Annotated in this window: 10 protein-coding genes; 9 read left to right on the top strand and 1 reads right to left on the bottom strand. The window is 57.8% G+C overall.

What is annotated here, in order from left to right:
• The first annotated feature begins 1 nt into the window (after position 1).
• Positions 2–490, top strand: a complete 489-nt coding sequence (locus HH216_RS19380) for an SRPBCC family protein (protein WP_169552307.1) — start codon at positions 2–4, stop codon at positions 488–490.
• A gap of 156 nt (positions 491–646) precedes the next feature.
• Here HH216_RS19380 and HH216_RS19375 read toward each other — a convergent pair whose 3' ends face one another.
• On the bottom strand, positions 647–967 hold the full coding sequence (locus HH216_RS19375) for a hypothetical protein (RefSeq protein WP_169552306.1): 321 nt from the start codon (positions 965–967) through the stop codon (positions 647–649).
• A 402-nt stretch (positions 968–1,369) separates the two neighbouring features.
• On the opposite strand from HH216_RS19375, the gene HH216_RS19370 reads away from it, so the two are divergent.
• The 8 genes from HH216_RS19370 to HH216_RS19335 all read left to right on the top strand — a co-directional run bounded on the left by HH216_RS19370 (position 1,370) and on the right by HH216_RS19335 (position 20,347).
• The gene (locus HH216_RS19370; RefSeq protein WP_169552305.1) at positions 1,370–4,501 is read left to right on the top strand and encodes a SusC/RagA family TonB-linked outer membrane protein; all 3,132 of its coding nucleotides are present in this window, start codon (positions 1,370–1,372) and stop codon (positions 4,499–4,501) included.
• A 27-nt stretch (positions 4,502–4,528) separates the two neighbouring features.
• On the top strand, positions 4,529–6,073 hold the full coding sequence (locus tag HH216_RS19365) for a RagB/SusD family nutrient uptake outer membrane protein (protein WP_169552304.1): 1,545 nt from the start codon (positions 4,529–4,531) through the stop codon (positions 6,071–6,073).
• A gap of 118 nt (positions 6,074–6,191) precedes the next feature.
• A complete protein-coding gene (locus tag HH216_RS19360) occupies positions 6,192–9,575 on the top strand; it encodes a VCBS repeat-containing protein (protein WP_169552303.1) in 3,384 nt (1,127 codons plus the stop codon).
• Positions 9,576–9,783: 208 nt separating this feature from the next.
• Complete coding sequence (locus tag HH216_RS19355) at positions 9,784–10,800, top strand: sugar phosphate isomerase/epimerase family protein (protein WP_169552302.1); 1,017 nt, start codon at positions 9,784–9,786, stop codon at positions 10,798–10,800.
• A gap of 104 nt (positions 10,801–10,904) precedes the next feature.
• Positions 10,905–13,739, top strand: a complete 2,835-nt coding sequence (locus HH216_RS19350) for a PQQ-dependent sugar dehydrogenase (protein ID WP_169552301.1) — start codon at positions 10,905–10,907, stop codon at positions 13,737–13,739.
• A 207-nt stretch (positions 13,740–13,946) separates the two neighbouring features.
• A complete protein-coding gene (locus tag HH216_RS19345) occupies positions 13,947–14,333 on the top strand; it encodes a hypothetical protein (protein ID WP_169552300.1) in 387 nt (128 codons plus the stop codon).
• 378 nt (positions 14,334–14,711) lie between these two features.
• A complete protein-coding gene (locus HH216_RS19340) occupies positions 14,712–19,121 on the top strand; it encodes a CusA/CzcA family heavy metal efflux RND transporter (protein ID WP_169552299.1) in 4,410 nt (1,469 codons plus the stop codon).
• 20 nt (positions 19,122–19,141) lie between these two features.
• Entirely contained in the window at positions 19,142–20,347 is a 1,206-nt protein-coding gene (locus tag HH216_RS19335; protein WP_169552298.1) for an efflux RND transporter periplasmic adaptor subunit, read from the top strand.
• Positions 20,348–20,430: the final 83 nt, after the last annotated feature.

The following is a 20,430-nucleotide window of genomic DNA, read 5'->3' as shown; positions in this document are numbered from 1 at the left end:
TATGAACGATTTCACCGTCGACAAAGCAACCAAAACGGTAACCTTCTCCCGAGAGTTTGACGCCGACCTTTCGTTGGTATGGGATGCGTACACGAAGCCGGAAATTCTCGATCAGTGGTGGGCACCCAGACCCTGGACCTCCAGAACGAAATTCATGAATTTTGAAGTTGGCGGTCGGCGGTTTTATGCGATGGTAAGCCCCGACGGTCAAGAGTTTTGGTCTATTCAGGACTACATGGCCATCAGTCCGAAAACCAATTTCAAATTGCTGAATGCCTTTGCTGACAAAGATGAGAACCCGGAACTACCCGGTTCTGAATGGGATCTGACCTTCAGCGAGCAAAACGGCAAGACAACCGTGCGAGTCAGCATTTACAACGAATCGCTTGAGCGCTTAGAGAAGATGCTCGAAATGGGCTTCAAGGAAGGAACGGCTATGACCCAGAAAAACCTGGACGAGTTACTGGCAACGTTGTCGCAACGAAAATAGAGGAGGCAAACCGCACTGAGCGTCCGATTTATCTCGTAACTACCTAGCTACGAGATAAATCGGACGCTCGTTTTTGGTTTAGTTAAAACAGATTCCAGTATCTGTGAATACGCAGTGCGTGTACGTCATGACAGTGAACCTATGTGATACTGCTGGCTAATACCCTTCGTCGGTGACGAGATAATACGTCCTGGGGGCTGAGTCACCGTTTTGCGCGGTAGCCGTTATCGTGAGCCATTCGATATGGGTATGCTCGTCGAAGCTGCCCGACTGCGTGTCCGTGACATTCTGACCGTCATCGAGAAGCTGTTCTTTCGCGAACGTAATAGCCTCCTCGCGCGAGTCGAAACTCCCTAACAACTGGTCAGGCGAGAGGTCGGGTTCCTGATCGGGCAGTTCGCCAACGGGGTTAGAAACGGGCGATTCGGTTGGGTGGGTATCCTGCACCGACGGGGCGGCATATAGTTCGACAAGCATTCGATACTGGGGTTGATTACGACTATAACCAGCCGCAAGTCATTTTGATCGGAAATAGCCCAAAAACCCACTCAGGACCCAGCAATAGCCATTTAGTTATCAGCCGATTTATAATTTGTGTAAAAAAAACACAAATCACTTGCTGCAATCAAATTCAGTTGATTTATTTGTGTAAGTATTGCATTAAGAGAAGTATTTATAGAATCAATTGGTGTTAGCGATAAGTAGAAATTAGGTTTATTCGGCTATTCCAGTGCTTGTATTCTGCCTGGAAACGTCGGATCTATCATCTGATGCACAGGCAGTAAAAAGGCTTACGTCCACCGAATTTATCCGCATTTATACTCATCGCTTGTCTGAAAGCAGTACGTCCATTATCACTCCTTAACCAACCCCTATTTTATGTTCAATTCGTTACGTATTTCTCATTTACGTAGGCTGCTGTACCCGCTCTGCGGACAACTGGTTCTATGTCTACTGCTAGGTGTATCGGTATGGGCCGCGCCTGCCGATCAGCCCGTTTCGGGTAAGGTGCTCGACGAAAAAGGAAGCCCGCTCGTCGGGGTAAATATTCAGCTAAAAGGTACGGCGCGCGGTACCGCTACCGATGCTGAGGGCGCGTTCCGGATTGATGTTCCCGATGCCGCTTCGGTGCTGGTGTTCAGCTATATCGGCTATGTGCGGCAGGAAGTGTCCGTTGGTAGTCAGCGGGTTATCAACGTGTCGATGCAGGCCGACGCCGGTGCGCTCGAAGAGGTTGTCGTGGTGGGCTATGGCGTACAGAAGCGGTCGTCGCTGACGGGAGCCGTATCGACGGTGACGCCCAAAGAACTGACGTCGTTGCCCGTACCCAACGTTGCTCAGGCCTTGCAGGGCCGCGTGCCAGGCGTGTCGGTCGTGAACAACGGTAGTCCGGGGTCGGCGCCAACGGTTCAGATTCGCGGTGTCGGCTCGATCAACTACGCATCGGGACCGCTGTACGTCATCGACGGCGTGCCGACCGGTGACCTGACCAGCTTCAACACCAATGATATCGAATCACTGGAAGTGCTGAAAGATGCCAGTTCGGCGGCTATCTACGGATCGCGGGCGGCTAACGGCGTCGTGCTGATCACGACCAAAAAAGGCAGCCGCGATAACCGGGTGAAGATCACAATCGATTCCTACGTGGGTACGCAGAACACCTGGCGCAAAATTCCGGTGCTGAACCGCGATCAGTACGTACAGTACGCAACGGCTCTGACGACCAACGCCGGTATTGCGGTGCCGTCGCGCCTGAGCAACCTGAACACGCCCATCTACACGGGGGCGTCGCAGACATTTGCTCAGACCGAGACCAACTGGCAGGACGAGCTATTTCGCAACGCACCCATCCAGCAGCAGCAGATTTCGCTGTCGGGTGGTAACAGCGTTTCCCGCTTCTTCGCGTCGGGCAACTACTTCAACCAGCAGGGTATTATGCAGGGCACGAGCTTCGAGCGCGGGTCGCTGCGGCTCAACTCCGACCACCAGATCGCCAAATTCCTGACCATCGGCCAGACCCTGACCGCGTCGTATAGCAACCAGCGTCCCGAACAGCTTGGCGCCCGGTCGCAGCTGATGCACGCCCTGCGGATGATGCCCTACTGGCCCGCGATGGACCCTACCAAGCAAGGCGGCTACAGCGCCCCGACGGCCCTCGACGGCTCCGACCCGGAGAACCCGCTGCGGTACCCGGCGCTGGATATTGCCCGCAACAAGTTTCTGAAAGCGTTTGCCACGGTATATGCCGACGTCCGGTTTACCGATTACCTGCGGTACCGGTTCAACTACGGGGCTGATCTGGGCTTCGGTACCAACACGACGTTCCTGCCGATCTACAACGATGGCTACACCGGTCGCACGTCGTCGACGATTACCGATTCGCGCACAACGAACATCTCACAGGTGTTTACCAACCAGCTTACGTTCGATAAAACGTTTGGTAAACACGCCCTCAACGTGCTGGCGGTAGCGGAGCAGCAGGTGGTAAAGTTCAACGGCCTCAATGGGTCCGGCAACCGCCCCAACAACGATATCGACGTTATTCAGGGGGTAAGCAACCCGGCCGTGACCAGCAGCCGGAGCGAAACCGACCTGATTTCCTACGTGGGTCGTATCAACTACGAGTACGATGGTAAGTACCTCCTCAGCGCGTCGATCCGGCGCGATGGATCGTCGCTGTTCGCACCGGGCAAGAAGTGGGGTAACTTCCCGTCGGCATCGGTGGGCTGGCGCGTCAATCAGGAGTCGTTCATGAAGTCGATGCCGCAGATTTCCGAACTCAAGCTGCGGGCCAGCTACGGCCGCACCGGCTTCAACGGCATCGGCAACTACGCCTGGCAGTCGCTGGTGCAGGCCGACGCAACCGCCTATCCGTTCGGAGCCGCCAACAGCCTGGGGTCGTATTTCAACTCGCTGGGTAACAACGAGCTGCAATGGGAAACGACCGACATGGTCAATGCGGGGGTCGATCTGGGCCTGTTCAACAACAAGTTCACCTTCACCGCTGAAGTCTACAACCGTTTCACCGACGGCCTGATTCTGGCGGTGCCGATTCCGAACTCGATTGGCTACAGCAGCGCACCGGTGGCTAACATTGGCAGCATGAAAAACTGGGGCTACGAGTTTCAGGCGGGGTACAACTACGCCAAAGGTGATTTCCGGGGTAACGTATCGGCCAATATCGGTATCACCCGCAACCGGGTGCTGAGTCTGGCTACGCCGACAGCCTCCATCTTCGCCGGTCAGGACGCCGATTACGGCGGCTTCGACATCACCAAGACGGAAGTGGGTCAGCCTATTCAGTCGTTCTTTGGCTGGCAGACGGATGGTATCTTCCAGTCGGTCGATGAGGTGTTCAACGGACCCCGCCAGAACCGGCCCGACACGCGCGAAACCTACGACCCAACGAAGAACACGGCCCCCGGTGATATCCGCTTCAAGGATATCAACGGCGACGGCAAAATCGACGCCAACGACCGGACGTATCTGGGTAGCTATCTGCCGAAGTTTAACTATGGTGCCAACTTCTCGGGCAGCTACAAAAACTTCGACTTCACGCTGTATCTACAGGGTGTGCAGGGCAACAAGATCTACAATGGCACACGGGTCGTGACGGAGGGTATGCTGCGGCTGTTCAATGCCGGGCCTGCCGTGCTCGACGCCTGGTCGTCTACTAATACCGGCAGCAGCATTCCCCGCGCCGTCAGTGGTGACCCGAACAACAACAGCCGGACCTCGAACCGGTTTATCGAAGATGGCTCGTACATGCGGATCAAGAACCTGACTATCGGGTACTCGATTCCGGCCAAAGTCCTTGGCAGCCTGACCAACAACGCGGTAAGCCGGGTGCGGGTGTACGTGTCGAGCCAGAACCTGCTGACGCTGACCAAGTACACGGGCTACGATCCGGAAATAGCGTCGCGCGCGGGTACCCTGCTGCGTAGCGGTATCGACTACGCCAACTATCCTCAGGCCCGGACTTTTCTGGCCGGTCTGCAACTCACATTCTAACCGACCGTTTGTAAACTCAGACTTTATATGAAACGATATTCTGTTATTGCGGGCGCAGTGCTGCTTGGCCTGAGCGGTAGCTGCAACGAGAAATCGCTCGATCAGCTGAACCCCAATGCTGTCACGACCGACAGCTATTTCACCAATGACGGGCAGATTCAAAGTGCTGTCAATGGCATATACGGTGCGCTTCAGTCGACGAACCTGGTGGCCCGGGAGTGGTTTTTTACCGAAGACCTCCGCTCCGACGATATGGCAGCGGGTGGGGGACAACTCGAAACACCGCGCAACCAGTTGCTGACGGGCTCGTATGATACGGGCAACGCGCTGGTGGGTTCGGTCTGGACGGGGGCTTACCGGGTCATTCACCGCGCCAACGTGGTAATCGACAAAGCGGCTGCCAACGCGTCGAAACTGACGGCCACCGTGTCGGCACGGGCCGTTGGTGAAGCGAAGTTCCTGCGTGCCTGGTCGTACTTCGAGCTGGTCAGCATGTGGGGTGGGGTGCCGCTCTACAAAAATTACGTGACCTCGCTCGATGGGTCGCTGCCGCGCAGCAGCGAAGCCGACGTGTACGCATTCGTCATCGCCGACCTGAAAGCTGCGCAGTCAGCGTTGCCAGCTACCTACGACGCATCGAACCTGGGCCGGGTTACGAGTGGAGCCGCTACGATGCTGCTGGCCCGCGTCTACATGCAGCAGGGCGACTACACCAACGCGAAAACCGAACTGCAAAAGCTGATCAGCTCGAATAACTATCAGCTGGTGAGCGAGTATAGCGACAATTTCATCGAAGAAACGGAGTTCAACAAGGAGTCGATCTGGGAAATCAACTTCCTGCCATCGGGCGGTACGTTCAACTGGAACGGCGATGCCGACGGCGCATCGGCGGGGGAAGAAACCGTCCGGACGCAGGAGTATTCGGCCATTGGCTGGCGCAACATCATCCCGTCGAACAGCCTGCTCAACGAATTCGAGCGGCCCAGCAAAGGCGACACTAAACTCGACCCGCGCTACGCCAAGTCGTTCTACAGTTCCGGCGACTTGTACAACAACGGCCAGAACACGCTGACCGACGCGCAGCAGAACGGCAACAGTTCGGTGGTAGCCGGAACGACGCAGAAGGTAAGCTGGCGGAAGTTCAGCCTGATGTACAAAACGAACAGCTCGTTTCTGACGGGCGGTATCAACCAGCGCATCATGCGCTACGCCGAAACGCTGCTGGCAATGGCCGAGTGCGAAAACGAATTGGGCAACACGGCCAGCGCCGTTACGTACCTCAATCAGGTGCGGGCGCGGGCGTCGGTAGCCATGCCTGCCTACCCAACGACTAACTACCCCGTGTCGAATAAGGATCAGGTGTTTCGGGCTATCATGCACGAACGGCGCGTGGAGCTGAGCGGTGAAGAAATCCGTAACCGCGACATTCTGCGCTGGCGCAAACTGGGTAAACTGACGACCGAGCCGCTGTCTTACTTCCAGAAGGGCAAAACCGAACTGCTGCCCATTCCGCAGCAGGAAATCGACAACAACCCGAACATCGGTGTGAAGGGCCAGAATCCGGGGTATTAATCGTAGCTTCACCCACTACAAGTACATAATTAATGACCTGCCTGGTTTACCAGGTAGGTCGAATGCAGACAGGACGCCGGTTATCCGGCGTCCTGTCTGTTATAGGTCATCTGATCGCATGAAACGAAGACATTTTGGCTGGCTGTGTGTGTTGAGCAGTGTACTGATGGCCTGCTCGAAACCCCTTCCTGATATGCTGGGGTGGGGAACGCCGACGCTGTTTGAGCAACTGCCCAGCCGCCAGACCAACATCACGTTTGCCAACACGCTTACGTCGACCGAGCAGCTCAACGGCTTTACGTTCACCAACTTCTACAATGGGGGTGGGGTGGCCGTCGGCGATGTAGACAACGACGGTTTTACCGATGTGTTTTTTACGGGCAACCAAACCACCTGCCGCCTGTACCTAAACAAGGGTAAAACCGGCAGCGCGTTTACCTTCGACGACATCACTGAGTCGGCGGGGCTGACCACCAACCGCTGGTGTTCGGGCGTGGTGATGGCCGACGTAAATCAGGACGGCTGGCTCGATATTTACGTATCGGTAGCCGCGCACCCCGCCCTCAAACAATCGGAAAACCTGCTGTTTATCAATCAGGGCGTAAAACAGGGGCGGCTTACCTTCCGGGAGATGGCCCGCGACTATGGCCTCGCCGATCCGTCGTTTACAACGCAGTCGACTTTTTTCGATTACGATCTCGACGGCGACCTCGACGCGTTTCTGCTCAACACGGCCCCCGACTTGCAAAACCCCGCTTACCTCCGGCCCCTCGTGACTGACGGAACGCACCCCAGCACGGGCAGGCTCTACCGCAACGAAGGCAGGGGAACTGGCGGGCACCCGGTCTTTCGCGACGTGTCGCAGCAGGCGGGTATCCGTTTTGACGGGCTGGGTCTGGGGCTGGTCGTCAGTGATTTCAACCGGGACGGCTACCCCGATCTGTACTGCTCTAACGACTTTAGCAGCAGCGATATCCTGTATCTGAACGACCAAAATGGGCACTTTACCAACGTTATCAAACAGGCGACGGCCCATACCGCGCTGTTTGGTATGGGGGTCGATGCCGCCGACCTCAACAACGACGCCCTGCCCGATCTGATGCAGCTCGACATGCTGCCGAAAGACAATGCCCGCCTGAAAACCATGCTCGTCGGGCAGGACTACGATCGGAAAGAAATGAGCATATCGCCCCAGTACGGGCATCAGATGCAGTACATGCGGAACGCTCTGCAACTCAATCTGGGCAACCAGCCGGACAGTACGGTGCCGATCTTCAGCGAGGTCGGCCTGATGGCGGGTGTTGCCCAGACGGACTGGAGCTGGGCCGCGCTACTAGCCGATTTTGATAACGATGGCTGGCGAGACATTTACGTGGCCAACGGCTACCGGAAAAACGTGACCGACCGCGATTTCATCAACTTCAGCGAAGACTTTTCGGGCTTCGGTACCACTGAATACAACACGAAGAAACGGCTCGACCTGCTGGACAAAGTGCCGGAGATTCCGCTGGCTCACGTCGCCTTTCGTAACACCGCCAACGGCGCATTTACCGACGTCTCGAAAGCGTGGGGACTGGATGCCAAATCCTTCGCCAACGGAGCCGCCTACGCCGATCTGGACAACGACGGCGACCTCGATCTGATCGTTAACAACGTCGATGCCGAAGCCTTCGTCTACCGCAATCGCAGTCGGGAGCAGTCGCCCGATACGCATTATCTAACCGTCCGGCTCCGGGGCGATACGGGCAACCGGCAGGGCATCGGTGCCGGGGTTACGGCCTGGGCGGGGGGGCAGCTTCAATACGCCGAATTGAACCCCGTCAGGGGGTATCTGTCATCGATGGAGCCGCTCGTACACCTCGGTCTGGGCACTCACAAAATCCTCGACTCGCTGCGTATCGACTGGCCGGGCGGGCGGCAGCAAACCCTATATCGTGTAGCTGCCGATCAGACGCTTACGCTCGACTATGGGCAGGCCCGGACCCCAAACAAGCCAGATAGCCTTAAAACCGGAAAGCCGTTTTTTGCGGATGTTACCGATATGTACCCGGTTGATTTTCAGCACCGGGAATCTGACTTTGTCGATTTCAAGCAAACGGCGGCTATGCACAAGATGCTGTCGCGGTCGGGTTTCGCGATGGCCGTGGGCGACGTCAACGGCGATAGTCTCGACGACTGTTTCGTGGGCGGGTCGTACCGGGGCAGCGGGGCCAGTCTCTTTGTGCAGCAGGCGGGTGGTAAGCTTATAAAAAAGCCAATCACCACCGGACCCGATCGGGAAGCCACCGCAGCCCTTTTCTTTGATGCCGACGGCGACCGTGATCAGGATTTGTATGTCGTATACGGCGGCAACGAACGGCCCGCTACCGACCGAAACTTTTACCAGGATGAACTGTATCTGAATAGCGGCACCGGCGATTTCATCCCAGCCCCCGCCGGTACGCTGCCCGACCTGTCGGGGAGTGGGTCGTGTGTCGTGTCAGCGGATATTGACCACGACGGCGACCTCGATTTGTTCGTGGGTGGGCGGCAGATTCCGGGCCGCTACCCGATGCCGGCGCGGAGTTACCTGCTGCGCAACGACCGGGGCCGCTTCACCGACGTGACCCGGCAGCTTTGCCCGGCTCTGCTCAACGTGGGTATGGTGTGCTCGGCCCTCTGGACAGACTACGACAACGACCACTGGCCCGACCTGCTGCTGGCGGGCGAATGGATGCCCCTGATGGTCTTACGCAACCAATCCGGCCAACAATTCACTCATTCACTCATTCGCTCATTCACTAATTCCACCGGCTGGTGGAACAGCCTTGCGCAGGGCGATTTCGACGGCGACGGCGACTTAGATTACCTTGCTGGCAACGAAGGGCTGAATACGCTCTACCACGCCAGCCCCGCCGAACCGGTCGAGATGATCGCGAAGGATTTCAACAACGACGGGACCGTAGATCCGCTCATGGGCTACTTCATCGACGGTGTCTGTTACCCGGCTATCCCACGCGACGCCCTCAATCAGCAGGTGATTCAGTTTCGGCGCAAATACCAGCGATTTGCCGACTATGCATCCGTCACCTTCGACGAGCTGCTGACCGCCGACGAGCGGAAAGATGCCTATCGGGTGCAGGCTACCTACCTGCAAAGCGCGTACCTCGAAAACCGGGGTAAGGGGCAATTTGTGGTGCACCCGCTGCCGTCTATGGCGCAGGTGTCGCCCGTTTTCGGTATCGTTCCCTACGACGTCAACCACGATGGCAAACTGGACGCAATCCTGACCGGCAACTTCTACCCAAATGAGGTGAATATGGGCCGGGAAGATGCGTCGTTGGGGCTGGTGCTTTTGGGCGATGGACGGGGGCATTTCAAGCCGGTCAGCCCGGTGGCGAGTGGTTTGCTCATCCGGGGTGACGCGCGCACGTCGGCATTACTGCGAACGAAAAACAAGCCGCCCGTACTACTTACGGCAGTCAACGGGCAGGGGCTTCGGCTGAATCAATGCCTTCGGTAGGAGGTCGGTTGGGGGCAATACGTAAAAAGTACGGTAGGGGTAGATGGACTGGTCGACAAAACGGGGAGTTCGGTCGGTGAAAACGGTCATTTAGTCGGGTTTAATCCGGTATATTCGTAAAAACAGACAATTTTGGCAGATTGCTTTTCGCTTTGCCGCACCAACTTGTTTGTTCTGCTGAAACCTGGAAACTGTATACCAAAACCGCATGACTACCCGCAGAGACTTTCTACGTAATTCTGGTGCCCTCACCCTCGGCGGGCTGATGCTGCCCCACCTGACCTCAGCTGCCGACTGGCTATCCGCTCCCCTGGCCGACCGACCGGTTGGCATTCAACTCTTCACCTTGTTTGGCCCCATGAACGACGACCCGAAGGGAACGCTCGAACAGGTGGCGAAGGTGGGCTACAAGGAAATCGAGTCGGCGTTCAGTTTGCGGGGCGGCTACTATGGCTACTCGGCAAAGGAATTTAAAGCGCTGGTTGAAAGTCTGGGAATGCACTGGCGGGCCCACCACGCAATGGGTGCCCCGTTCCGTCCCCGACCGGAGGGCCCCCGCCCAGAAGCGGCCCGGGCTGGAGGACCACCGGCGACTCCACCGGCTGGCGCATCGACCCCGACAACCCCCGGCGCAGCACCCCGCCCCCGCATGGACTTCTCCAAAATGCCGCCCATGCTGACCCTGCGCGATAACTACCAGCAGGCGGTCGATCAGGCGGCCGAGGGTGGGGTGTCGTATCTGGTGTGTGCGAGTACGCCCGTCGGTACGATGGACGAGATCAGCAAGTCAATCGAGGTGTTTCAGAAAACGGGTGAAGCCTGTAAAAAAGCGGGCATCCAGTTTGCCTACCACAACCACGCCACCGAGTTTGACCCCGTGGCCGATGCGGGCAATAAAACGCCCTACGAGCTGATTCTGTCGCAGACCGACAAAGACCTCGTGAAGATGGAGCTTGACCTGGCCTGGGCGACCAAAGCGGGCAAAGACCCCGTCGCGCTGTTCAAAGAACACCCCGGCCGTTTCCCGCTGTTTCACGTCAAAGACATCAAAGCCGACCGGCAGACGATTACCGAAGTGGGTAACGGCATGGTCGATTTCAAACGCATTTTCGCTGCGGCCAACATCGCCGGGATGAAGTATTTCTTCGTCGAGCAGGACATGGCCCCCAACGGCATCGCCGACATTACAACGAGTTTCAACAACCTGAAAAAGGTGCTGGCCTAGGGGCTGGTTCAATGTTCAACGTTCGACGTTTAAGGTTGGAAAACGACAGCTGCTTTGCTACTGCGCCTAACCTTAAACGTTGAACTTTAAACCTTAAACAAAACGTGAAACGTTTACTCCATCCCCTCGGTCTGGCGTTAGTGGTCGGTCTGGCGTCGTTTGTGGCACAGGACGGGCCTGGTAGTCAGAAGCCCGACGATAGCCGGTTCACCCCTGTGACGGTGGCCGAAGACCTCGATGAACCAATGACGTTCGAGGTGTTGCCCGATGGCTCGGCCTTCATCATCGAACGCAAGGGCGCACTCAAGAAATACGACGCGGCTACCAAAACCGTCGACCTGATCGCGACCATTCCGGTCAACACGAAATACACGTCGGCGGAGGGAAAAGTCAGTGAAGCCGAAGAAGGGCTGATGGGCATGACGCTCGACCCCAACTTCGCGAAGAATCAGTTTATCTATCTCTACTACGCGCATCCGACGGAGAAAAAGCACATGCTGACGCGCTGGATGTTGAAAGACAACAAGCTGGCCGATGAGAAGGTACTGCTCGACGTGCCGACACAGCGCGAAGTCTGCTGCCATACGGGCGGGGGCATGACCTGGGACCGCTCGGGTAACCTGTACCTGACCGTCGGCAACAACACGGGTAATCAGCAGGCGGCCCAAACCGACGAACGCCCCAACCGCAGTAGCTGGGACGATCAGGGCCACGCGGGTAACACGGCCGATTTGCGCGGTAAGATCCTGCGCATACACCCACAGGCCGACGGAACCTACACCATCCCTGAGGGCAATCTGTTCCCGAAAGGTACCGCACAAACTCGCCCTGAAATCTACAGCATGGGCCACCGCAACCCCTGGCGCATTTCAATCGACAGCAAAACGGGTTTTGTATACTGGGGTGAAGTTGGTCCCGATGCGACGAACGATTCGGAGATCGGTCCGCGCGGCTACGATGAGCTGAATCAGGCGCGCAAGCCGGGCAATTTCGGCTGGCCGTGGTTTGTCGGCAACGATCAGGCATTCCCCGTCTTCGATTACGCGACGAATAAGCCGCTGGCGAAGAAAGACCCGAAGCACCTGGTCAATGAGTCGCCCAACAATACGGGGTTGAAGGAGCTGCCGCCGGTGGCACCGTCGTTCGTGTACTACCCCTACGCCGTGTCGGAGGAGTTTCCGCTGGTGGGTACGGGTGCCCGCAGCGCGACGGGTGGGCCGGTGTATCACCAGTCGGATTTCAAAGGAGCGGCCCGGCCATGGCCAGCTTACTACGAAAATAAGTGGCTCGTAACGGATTTCTCGCGGGGCTGGATTATGGCCATCACGATGGACGAGCAGGGTAACTACAAGTCGATGGAGCGGGTGACGCCAAACTATCACCCCGTTGAGCCTATCGATATGAAATTCGGACCGTCGGGCGATATGTACGTGCTTGAATACGGCAGCAACTGGTTCCGCAAAAGCGACAACGCCCGGTTGATTCGCATCGAATACAACGGCGGTAACCGGCGGCCGGTCGTCATGGCGTCGACCAGCAAACCCGGCGGGGCTGTACCACTGACGCTGAATCTGCTCGCCGATGGCACCAAAGACTATGACGGCGACGCGCTGACGTATCAGTGGAAAGTAACCGGTGCCGGTGCCGCTCCGCGGACGTTCACCACCGCCAGCCCGTCGGTGACGTTTGCGAAGCCGGGCGTGTACACGGCTGTGCTGACGGTGAAAGACGCGAAGGGGGCTGCCAACAGTCAGTCGGTGAAGATCATCGCGGGCAACGAATCACCCACTGTGGCGCTCAATCTGGCTAACAACCGCTCGTTCTTCTTCCCCGATCAGCCGATTCAGTACGCGGTATCGGTCGATGATCGGGAAGACGGTAGTCTGTCGAACGGTAAGATTACCCCGGCGCGGGTTGCCATGAGCATCGATTATGCGTCGGAGGGGTTCGACTACGCCGAAATCAAGCAGAGTCACCGCAGCGTCGATGCCAGTACGCAATACGCCGTGGCGCAGGCCCTGATTAACCAAAGCGACTGTAAGGTTTGTCACCAGGTCAACACCAAATCCGTCGGGCCGATGTTCACCGACATTGCCGCCAAATACAAGGGCGACGAGTCGGCGGCAATGAAGCTGGTCAAGAAAATTCAGGCCGGGGGCGTGGGCGTGTGGGGTGAAGTGGCGATGCCCGGCCACCCCGCCATGTCGACCGCCGACGCGAGCACGATTGTTCGCTACATTCTGCACGTCACCGATAAGCCGTTCAGCACGTTGCCCGCGAAAGGTACGTATACGGTAACCCTGCCCGAAGGCGACAACGGCCAAGGGTCGGTGCTGATCCGCGCGGCCTACACGGATCGGGGTGGCAAAACCGTACCGATGCAGACAGGTGAAGAACTGATCGTACTGCGCAGCCCGGATATGAAACCGTCGGATGCGCCGATGACGAAGAACGTCGAAATGAAAACGCAGATCATGCGGAAAGATTTCGTGGCAGTACCTTACGACAATGGCTATCTGGGCTTCAAACAGATCGACCTGACGGGTATCAAACAGCTTAGTCTGGGTGCCCAGGCGCAGCGTCGGGAGGGAAGTGCTGGCGGTATGATTGAAGTACACATCGACTCGCCAACCGGCCCGATCGTGGCGGAGAAAATGCTGGAAGTAGCGCCCGAAGTCGACATGACGAAGCTGATGGCTGAACTGGAAGCCGGGGAGAAGAAAGCAGCGACAACCGCCCCCGGCTCAACGACCGGCGCATCCACGCCGGCAACGGCTAAGCCCGCCCCACCCCGCAACCGCTTTGCCGCTCCGCCCGTCATGGTGCCGGTTAAAGCGACCAACGGCGTTCACGACCTGTATTTCGTCTTTAAAAACGACAAGGCCAAGGCCATGCAGCCGCTGCTGTCGCTGAGCAGCATCCGGTTTATGGATAGGTAAGAGTTGTGAATTTTTATGTAGAGACGCGACCCTTCGCGTCTCGGCACCCGGACGGCCTTTGAAATGGCTGACGCGCGCTGAGACGCGAAGGGTCGCGTCTCTACGTACACCCATCGCAAAACCGGACTGGTTCTAAATTCGGCCGGTTCGGAACAAACCACCGGTTTCGGTTGTACTTTCGACAGGTCGTTCGACCTGTTGAACCTGATGAAAGCACTCGTTGCCTATTTGCTGGTTGGCCTGCTGCTGGGAAACAGTCTGATTCCCGGCTTCGGCCTGGATCAGTCGGCCCGGTTGGTCGAGCTGATGCAGCATTATGGGCACCATCAGGACGAGCAGCCCGGTTTAGGATTTCTGGACTTTCTGGAGATGCACTACGGCCCCAATTCCGAGCACCAGAAGCACCCCAATCATTGCCATCATAATCTGCCGGTAGCCGGTCATTCGGTCGTTGCCTTCGCACCGACCTTTCTTCGTTTACTCGACACGCCGACCGCTTTGGCTGTGCGCCTGTCGCAAAAAAGCTGCTTCGGCTACGCGAATCTCTATTCGTTTCTGGCGGTATTCTCGCTGATCAACCCGCCCCGACGTTAGTTGGTCGGGTTACGGTTTTCGGTATTCGGTTCACGGTGAGTCAACGCTCAACCCAGGGTCTGTGTCTTCACAGACCTCGCATCCGGTAGGACACAGACGGCTGGCGCAAGTGGGGTATGTGAAGACATAGACCCTGGAATTACCCCTGATGCTAAGCCGTCGTGCCGAAAACTTGTGAACAGATTCCGGCTGCCGTAAGCCCCCATTCTCCCTTTCCTGATCTACTTTCTGCGCCAGTTACGTAGTCTGTCTGTGCCATTTCGTGGCAAACTGACTCGTATAGCTGCGACCAGGCACTTGTCTGTTTACCGGGCCACATCACAGGGTTTCCGTAAACCGAATACCACAAACTGTATACCCAAAACCGTATACCGTCCAATGAATGCAATCATTCGATTTTCAATACAGAACAAACTCATCATCGGCCTGCTGATCGTTGCGCTGATCGGCTGGGGAGGCTGGTCGGCGACACAGTTGCCGATTGACGCCGTGCCCGACATTACCAACAATCAGGTGCAGGTCATCACGAGTAGCCCGTCGCTGGCTGCCGAGGATATCGAGCGGCTCGTTACGTTCCCGATCGAAGTGGGGATGTCGAACATCCCCGGCCTGATCGAACTCCGCTCGTTTTCGCGCTTCGGCCTGTCGATCGTGACCATCGTTTTTTCCGACGCAACCGACGTCTACTGGGCGCGACAGCAGATTGCTGAACGCCTGCAAACCGTTATGACGCAGATTCCGGCCGGGGTCGGTACGCCCACGATGGCCCCCGTAACAACGGGGCTGGGGGAGATTTTTCAATACACCGTGTCGCCCGCTAAAGGCTACGAACACAAGTATTCGCTGACTGAACTGCGCTCGATTCAGGACTGGGTGATCCGGCGGGGGCTGCTGGGAACACCCGGCGTAGCCGACGTCAGTGGGTTTGGCGGCTTGCTCAAACAGTACGAAATCGCCGTCGATCCCGACCGGCTGCGGAGTATGGGGCTGACTATTACGGCCCTGTTTACGGCCCTGCAACAGAACAACCAGAACACCGGTGGCGCGTACATCGACAAGAAACCAAACGCCTACTTCATCCGCTCCGATGGCCTGATCGGCTCGCCTGATGACATTGCCAATATCGTCGTGCAGCTCAACGACCAGAGTCTGCCGGTACGTATCCGCGACGTGGCGCAGGTGCGCATCGGTTCGGCGGTACGGTACGGGGCTGTAACGCGTAACGGACAGGGCGAAACCGTCGGGGCGGTGGTCATGATGATCAAGGGCGGTAACTCGTCGGAAGTTATCAAACGGGTGAAAACCAAGATTGCCGAGATTCAGCAAACGCTGCCCGAAGGGGTTCGGATTATCCCCTTCCTGGACCGGACGAAGATGGTCGACAGCGCGATCGGTACCGTAGAACGCAACCTGACGGAGGGCGCCCTGATCGTCATATTCGTGCTGATACTGTTGCTGGGCAACTGGCGGGCGGGCGTGGTGGTCGCGTCGGTGATTCCGCTGGCACTGCTGTTTGCCCTGGGCATGATGAACCTGTTCGGCGTGTCGGGCAACCTGATGAGCCTAGGGGCTATCGACTTCGGCCTGATCGTCGATGGCGCGGTGATTATTGTCGAGGCTACGCTGCACCACATCGTTCTACGTAATAAAGACCAGACGCTTTCGCAGCAGGAAATGGACGAGGAAGTGTTTGGCGCGGCCAGTCGGATTCGTTCGTCGGCGGCTTTCGGCGAGATTATTATCCTGATCGTTTACCTGCCGATTCTGGCCCTGTCGGGGATCGAAGGCAAGATGTTTCGGCCCATGGCGTTGACGGTAGCCTTCGCCATTCTGGGCGCGTTTATCCTGTCGCTGACCTACGTGCCGATGGTGTCGGCGCTGCTGCTGAGCAAGAAAGTCGTCCACAAGGAAACGTTCTCCAGCCGACTCATTGCCCGCATTCAGCGCGTCTACGAACCGGCGCTGCTGTGGTCGCTGCGCCACAAAGCCATTGTTCTGGGCAGCGCAGTTGGTCTGTTGATCGTGGCGGGGCTGGTATTCAGTCGGATGGGGGGTGAATTCATTCCGCAGCTCGACGAGGGGGATTTCGCCGTCGACACACGGACGCTGACGGGTAGCTCGCTGTCCGAAACCGTCGACGCGACTGTCAAAGCGCAGCAGATTTTGCTAAAGCAGTTTCCGGAGGTCGAGCAGGTCGTGGCCAAGATCGGGTCAGGTGAAATTCCGACTGACCCGATGCCCATCGAAGCGGCCGACGAAATGGTGATTCTCAAGCCCAAAGATCAGTGGACGTCGGCCACCACCCGCGACGAACTGGCGGGAAAAATGGCCGAAGCGCTTTCCGTGATTCCGGGCGTTACGTTCGGCTTTCAGCAGCCGGTGCAGATGCGGTTCAACGAGTTGATGACCGGGGCGCGCCAGGACGTCGCCCTGAAAATTTACGGGGAAGACCTGGTCACGCTGGAGCAACTGGCCAACCGGGTAGGCGCGATCGCCCGGCGCATCGATGGTGCAAAAGACCTGTACATTGAACAGGTGGTCGGGCTGCCGCAGATCATTGTACGGCTCGACCGGGCGCAACTCGCCCGCTACGGCCTGAACGTGTCGGACGTCAACCGAACGATCAACACGGCTTTCGCGGGACAGTCGGCGGGGCTCGTGTTTGAGGGCGAAAAGCGGTATGATCTCGTCGTTCGGCTGGCCGAAGACAAACGCGCCGATATCGAAGACGTGCGGAATCTGTACATCGCCCTGCCCGCGGGAATGGGTCATGCCGGTCAGCAGATTCCGCTTTCGCAGATCGCGCAGGTGCGGATGGAACAGGCCCCCAACCAGATTCAGCGCGACAATACGCACCGGCGGATTACGCTGGGCTTTAACGTACGTGGCCGCGATGTGGAGAGCCTCGTTGCTGAGTTACAGCAGAAGGTAAGCCAGCGGGTTAAGCTACCGGCGGGTTATTACGTTACCTACGGCGGTCAGTTTCAAAACCTGGTCGATGCCAAAAAGCGGCTGAGTATCGCCGTTCCGATCGCGCTGGCGCTGATTTTCACGCTGTTGTTTTTCACCTTCCGGTCGGTTCGGCAGAGCCTGCTGATCTTCATGGCGATACCCATGGCGGCCAGCGGTGGGGTGTTTGCCCTGCTGCTGCGCGGCATGCCGTTCAGTATTTCGGCGGGCGTCGGCTTCATCGCGCTGTTTGGCGTGGCTGTGCTGAATGGCATCGTGCTGATTGCGGAGTTTAACCGGCTACGGCACGAAGAAGGCATAACCGACATGATCGAGATTATCCGGCAGGGGGCGGAAACCCGGCTGCGCCCGGTTGTTATGACCGCGCTGGTGGCGTCGTTCGGCTTTATTCCGATGGCCGTATCGAACTCGGCGGGGGCTGAAGTGCAGAAGCCGCTAGCGACGGTTGTGATCGGTGGGTTGCTCACGGCAACGCTGCTGACGCTGATTATTCTGCCGGTGCTGTACGCGCTGTTAGAAAAAGGCGCTGTCGACCGGGAAGCGAAGCAGAACCTGCCAAAATCAACGAAACCGGCGTCGACGCTGGCTATGATTGTTGGTGCCCTACTAATCAGTACGTTACGCGGGCAGGCGCAGTCGTTGCCAACGGTGACGATCGATCAGGCCCTGCAACTGGCAACGAGTCAGAACGCGCAGTTGCAACTATCGGGGCTGGGCGTGACTCAGCAACAGGCCCTCCGCCGAACGGCTTACGACGCTGGTCGGCTATCGGTCGTCGCGCAACTGGGGCAGTACAACAGCCGCCGGTTTGACAACAACCTGACCGTAACGCAGGTCATCCCGAACCCCACGCTTATGCGCCGACTGGCTAACCTGAACGATCGGGCGGTAGCTGCCCGGCAGGCCGAAACGCTCGTCACGCGCAACGACGTGGTGTATCAGGTCCGATCGAACTATTACGAGCTGGTGTATCTGCATCAGAAAACGCGGTTGTTTCGGCAGCAGGATACCGTGCTGACGGAATTTGTCAGGGCGGCTAATCTGCGGTTTAAAACGGGCGAGACGGGGAGCCTGGAAAAAGCGACCGCCGAAAGCCAGCAGGCCGATCAGCGGGTCAGGCTGGCGCAGAACGAAGCCACCGCTACGGCTACCCGGAGTCGGCTGCAAACGTTGCTGTACCGCGCCGAGCCCGTCGATATTACCGAGCAGCCATTACCCAAACTGCCCCTGCTGGTCCCGACCGACAGCGTGTCTATCGCACAGAACCCACTGTTGCGGCAGCTCGACGCCCAAATCCGCGTTGCCCAGCAGACCCGGTCGGTCGAGGAAGCCCGGCGCAAACCCGATTTTCTGGTCGGCGTGTTCTCCCAAACCCTGATTGGTAACCAGCTGATTGGCGGGCAGGAGCTGTATTTCGGGCCCGGCTACCGGTTTTGGGGTGGCCAGCTCGGGCTCACCGTGCCGCTACTGACGGGGGCCAGCAAAGCCCGTATCGAGTCGGCGCGGGTGGGGGAGGACCTTGCCCAAAAACAGCTGCAATCGCAGCAGTTTGCCCTGCGTCAGCAGGTGTCGCAGGCAGTCGAACAGTTCCGGCAGTACCGCGACGCGCTGACCTACTACGAGCAAACCGGCCTGAGTCAGGCGCAACTGATTCAGACCAATGCGCGTCGATCATTCAGCAGTGGCGACATCGGTTACGTGGAATTTTCGCTGGCGATCCAGCAGGCGCTCACCATCCGGATGAACTACCTCGACCTGCTCAATCAGTACAACCAATCCGTTCTCTACATCAATTACCTGGCGGGGAATGCCCAGTAACCGCCCTTTCATTCACGACCATGTTTGTTAATTATATAGTAAAAGCAATTCGTCCGATAGGCGCGTTGCTGCTTGGACTAAGTCTGCTTGCCGCCTGCCAGTCGGGCGAAAAAAGCAGTGCTGACGTTGAGATGGCGCAGTCTGCTCCCAAAGAAGCCGAGCCCAAGCCCGGCGACCCCGTGCGGGTGTCGCTGACGCAGGCGCAGTATACTGTCGGCGCTATTCAACTGGGCCAGCCAACCGAACGGATGATGAGCACCCGCCTGAAAGTCAACGGTGTGCTTGACGTGCCGGCGCAGAATCAGGTGTCGGTATCGGTGCCGTTTGGTGGTTATATCCGCAGCATCGATCTGGAGCCGGGTATGCGGATTCGGAAGGGGCAGACACTCGTTGTGCTCGAAAATCCGGAGTACATCCAGCTGCAACAGGACTACCTCGATACGAAAGCCCGACTCGAATACGCCGATCTGGATTTTGCCCGGCAGCAGGAGCTGAGCCGCGACAACGTCAACGCGCTGAAAGTGTTCCAGCAGACCCGCGCCAACCGGCAGAGCCTACAGGCGCAGCTTGCCGGGATGACCCAACGGCTGGCCCTGCTGCACATCAACCCGGCCACGCTGACCCCCGCGACGCTGACCCGTACGGTTCGGGTACCCGCGCCGGTGTCGGGCTTCGTGACCGACATTCCCGTCAACAATGGTCGGTACCTGAACCCCGCCGACGTACTCGTGCAGATTTCGGATTTGAGTCACCCACATGTCCGGCTGAGTGTGTTCGAGAAAGATATCAGCAGTATTCGGCTGGGGCAGCTTGTTCAGTTCACGTTGGGTGGCAATCCGGCGAGGCACCGGGGCGAGGTATTCCTGATCGGTAAGTCAATCGCCCCCGACCGGACAGTCTCGGTGCTTGTTCACCCCGATGGGCCACCGGAGCAGTACATTCCCGGCAGCTATATTTCGGCGCAGGTCGACGTGAAAAACCGGCCGCTGCCCACTCTGCCCGAAGCCGCCATCGTCAGCTTTGGTGGTAAAAACTACGTGTATGTGCTGGAAAGCAAGGCCAATGGAGCGTATGAATTTCAGCAGGTAACCGTGACGACCGGGGTGCGGGAAAATGGCTACGTGGCCGTAACGTTGCCCGGTACTGTTGACGTCGCCAAAACGCCAATCGTCGTAAACGGGGCTTACAACCTGCTGGCTAAACTGAACAATAGCGAAGAGGAGTAGCCGGTAGTGCTGAGGAAAATGTACCGTTTATAAAGAAAGTAGGATTAGTCTGTAGAATAATTAGACAGTGATGCCGGAACTGC

Origin of the sequence: Spirosoma rhododendri (assembly GCF_012849055.1) — a bacterium.
In the GTDB taxonomy this organism is placed as follows: domain Bacteria; phylum Bacteroidota; class Bacteroidia; order Cytophagales; family Spirosomataceae; genus Spirosoma; species Spirosoma rhododendri.
The sequence above is the reverse complement of the archived record's forward strand: the minus strand, read 5'-3'. Positions and strand labels throughout refer to the sequence as shown.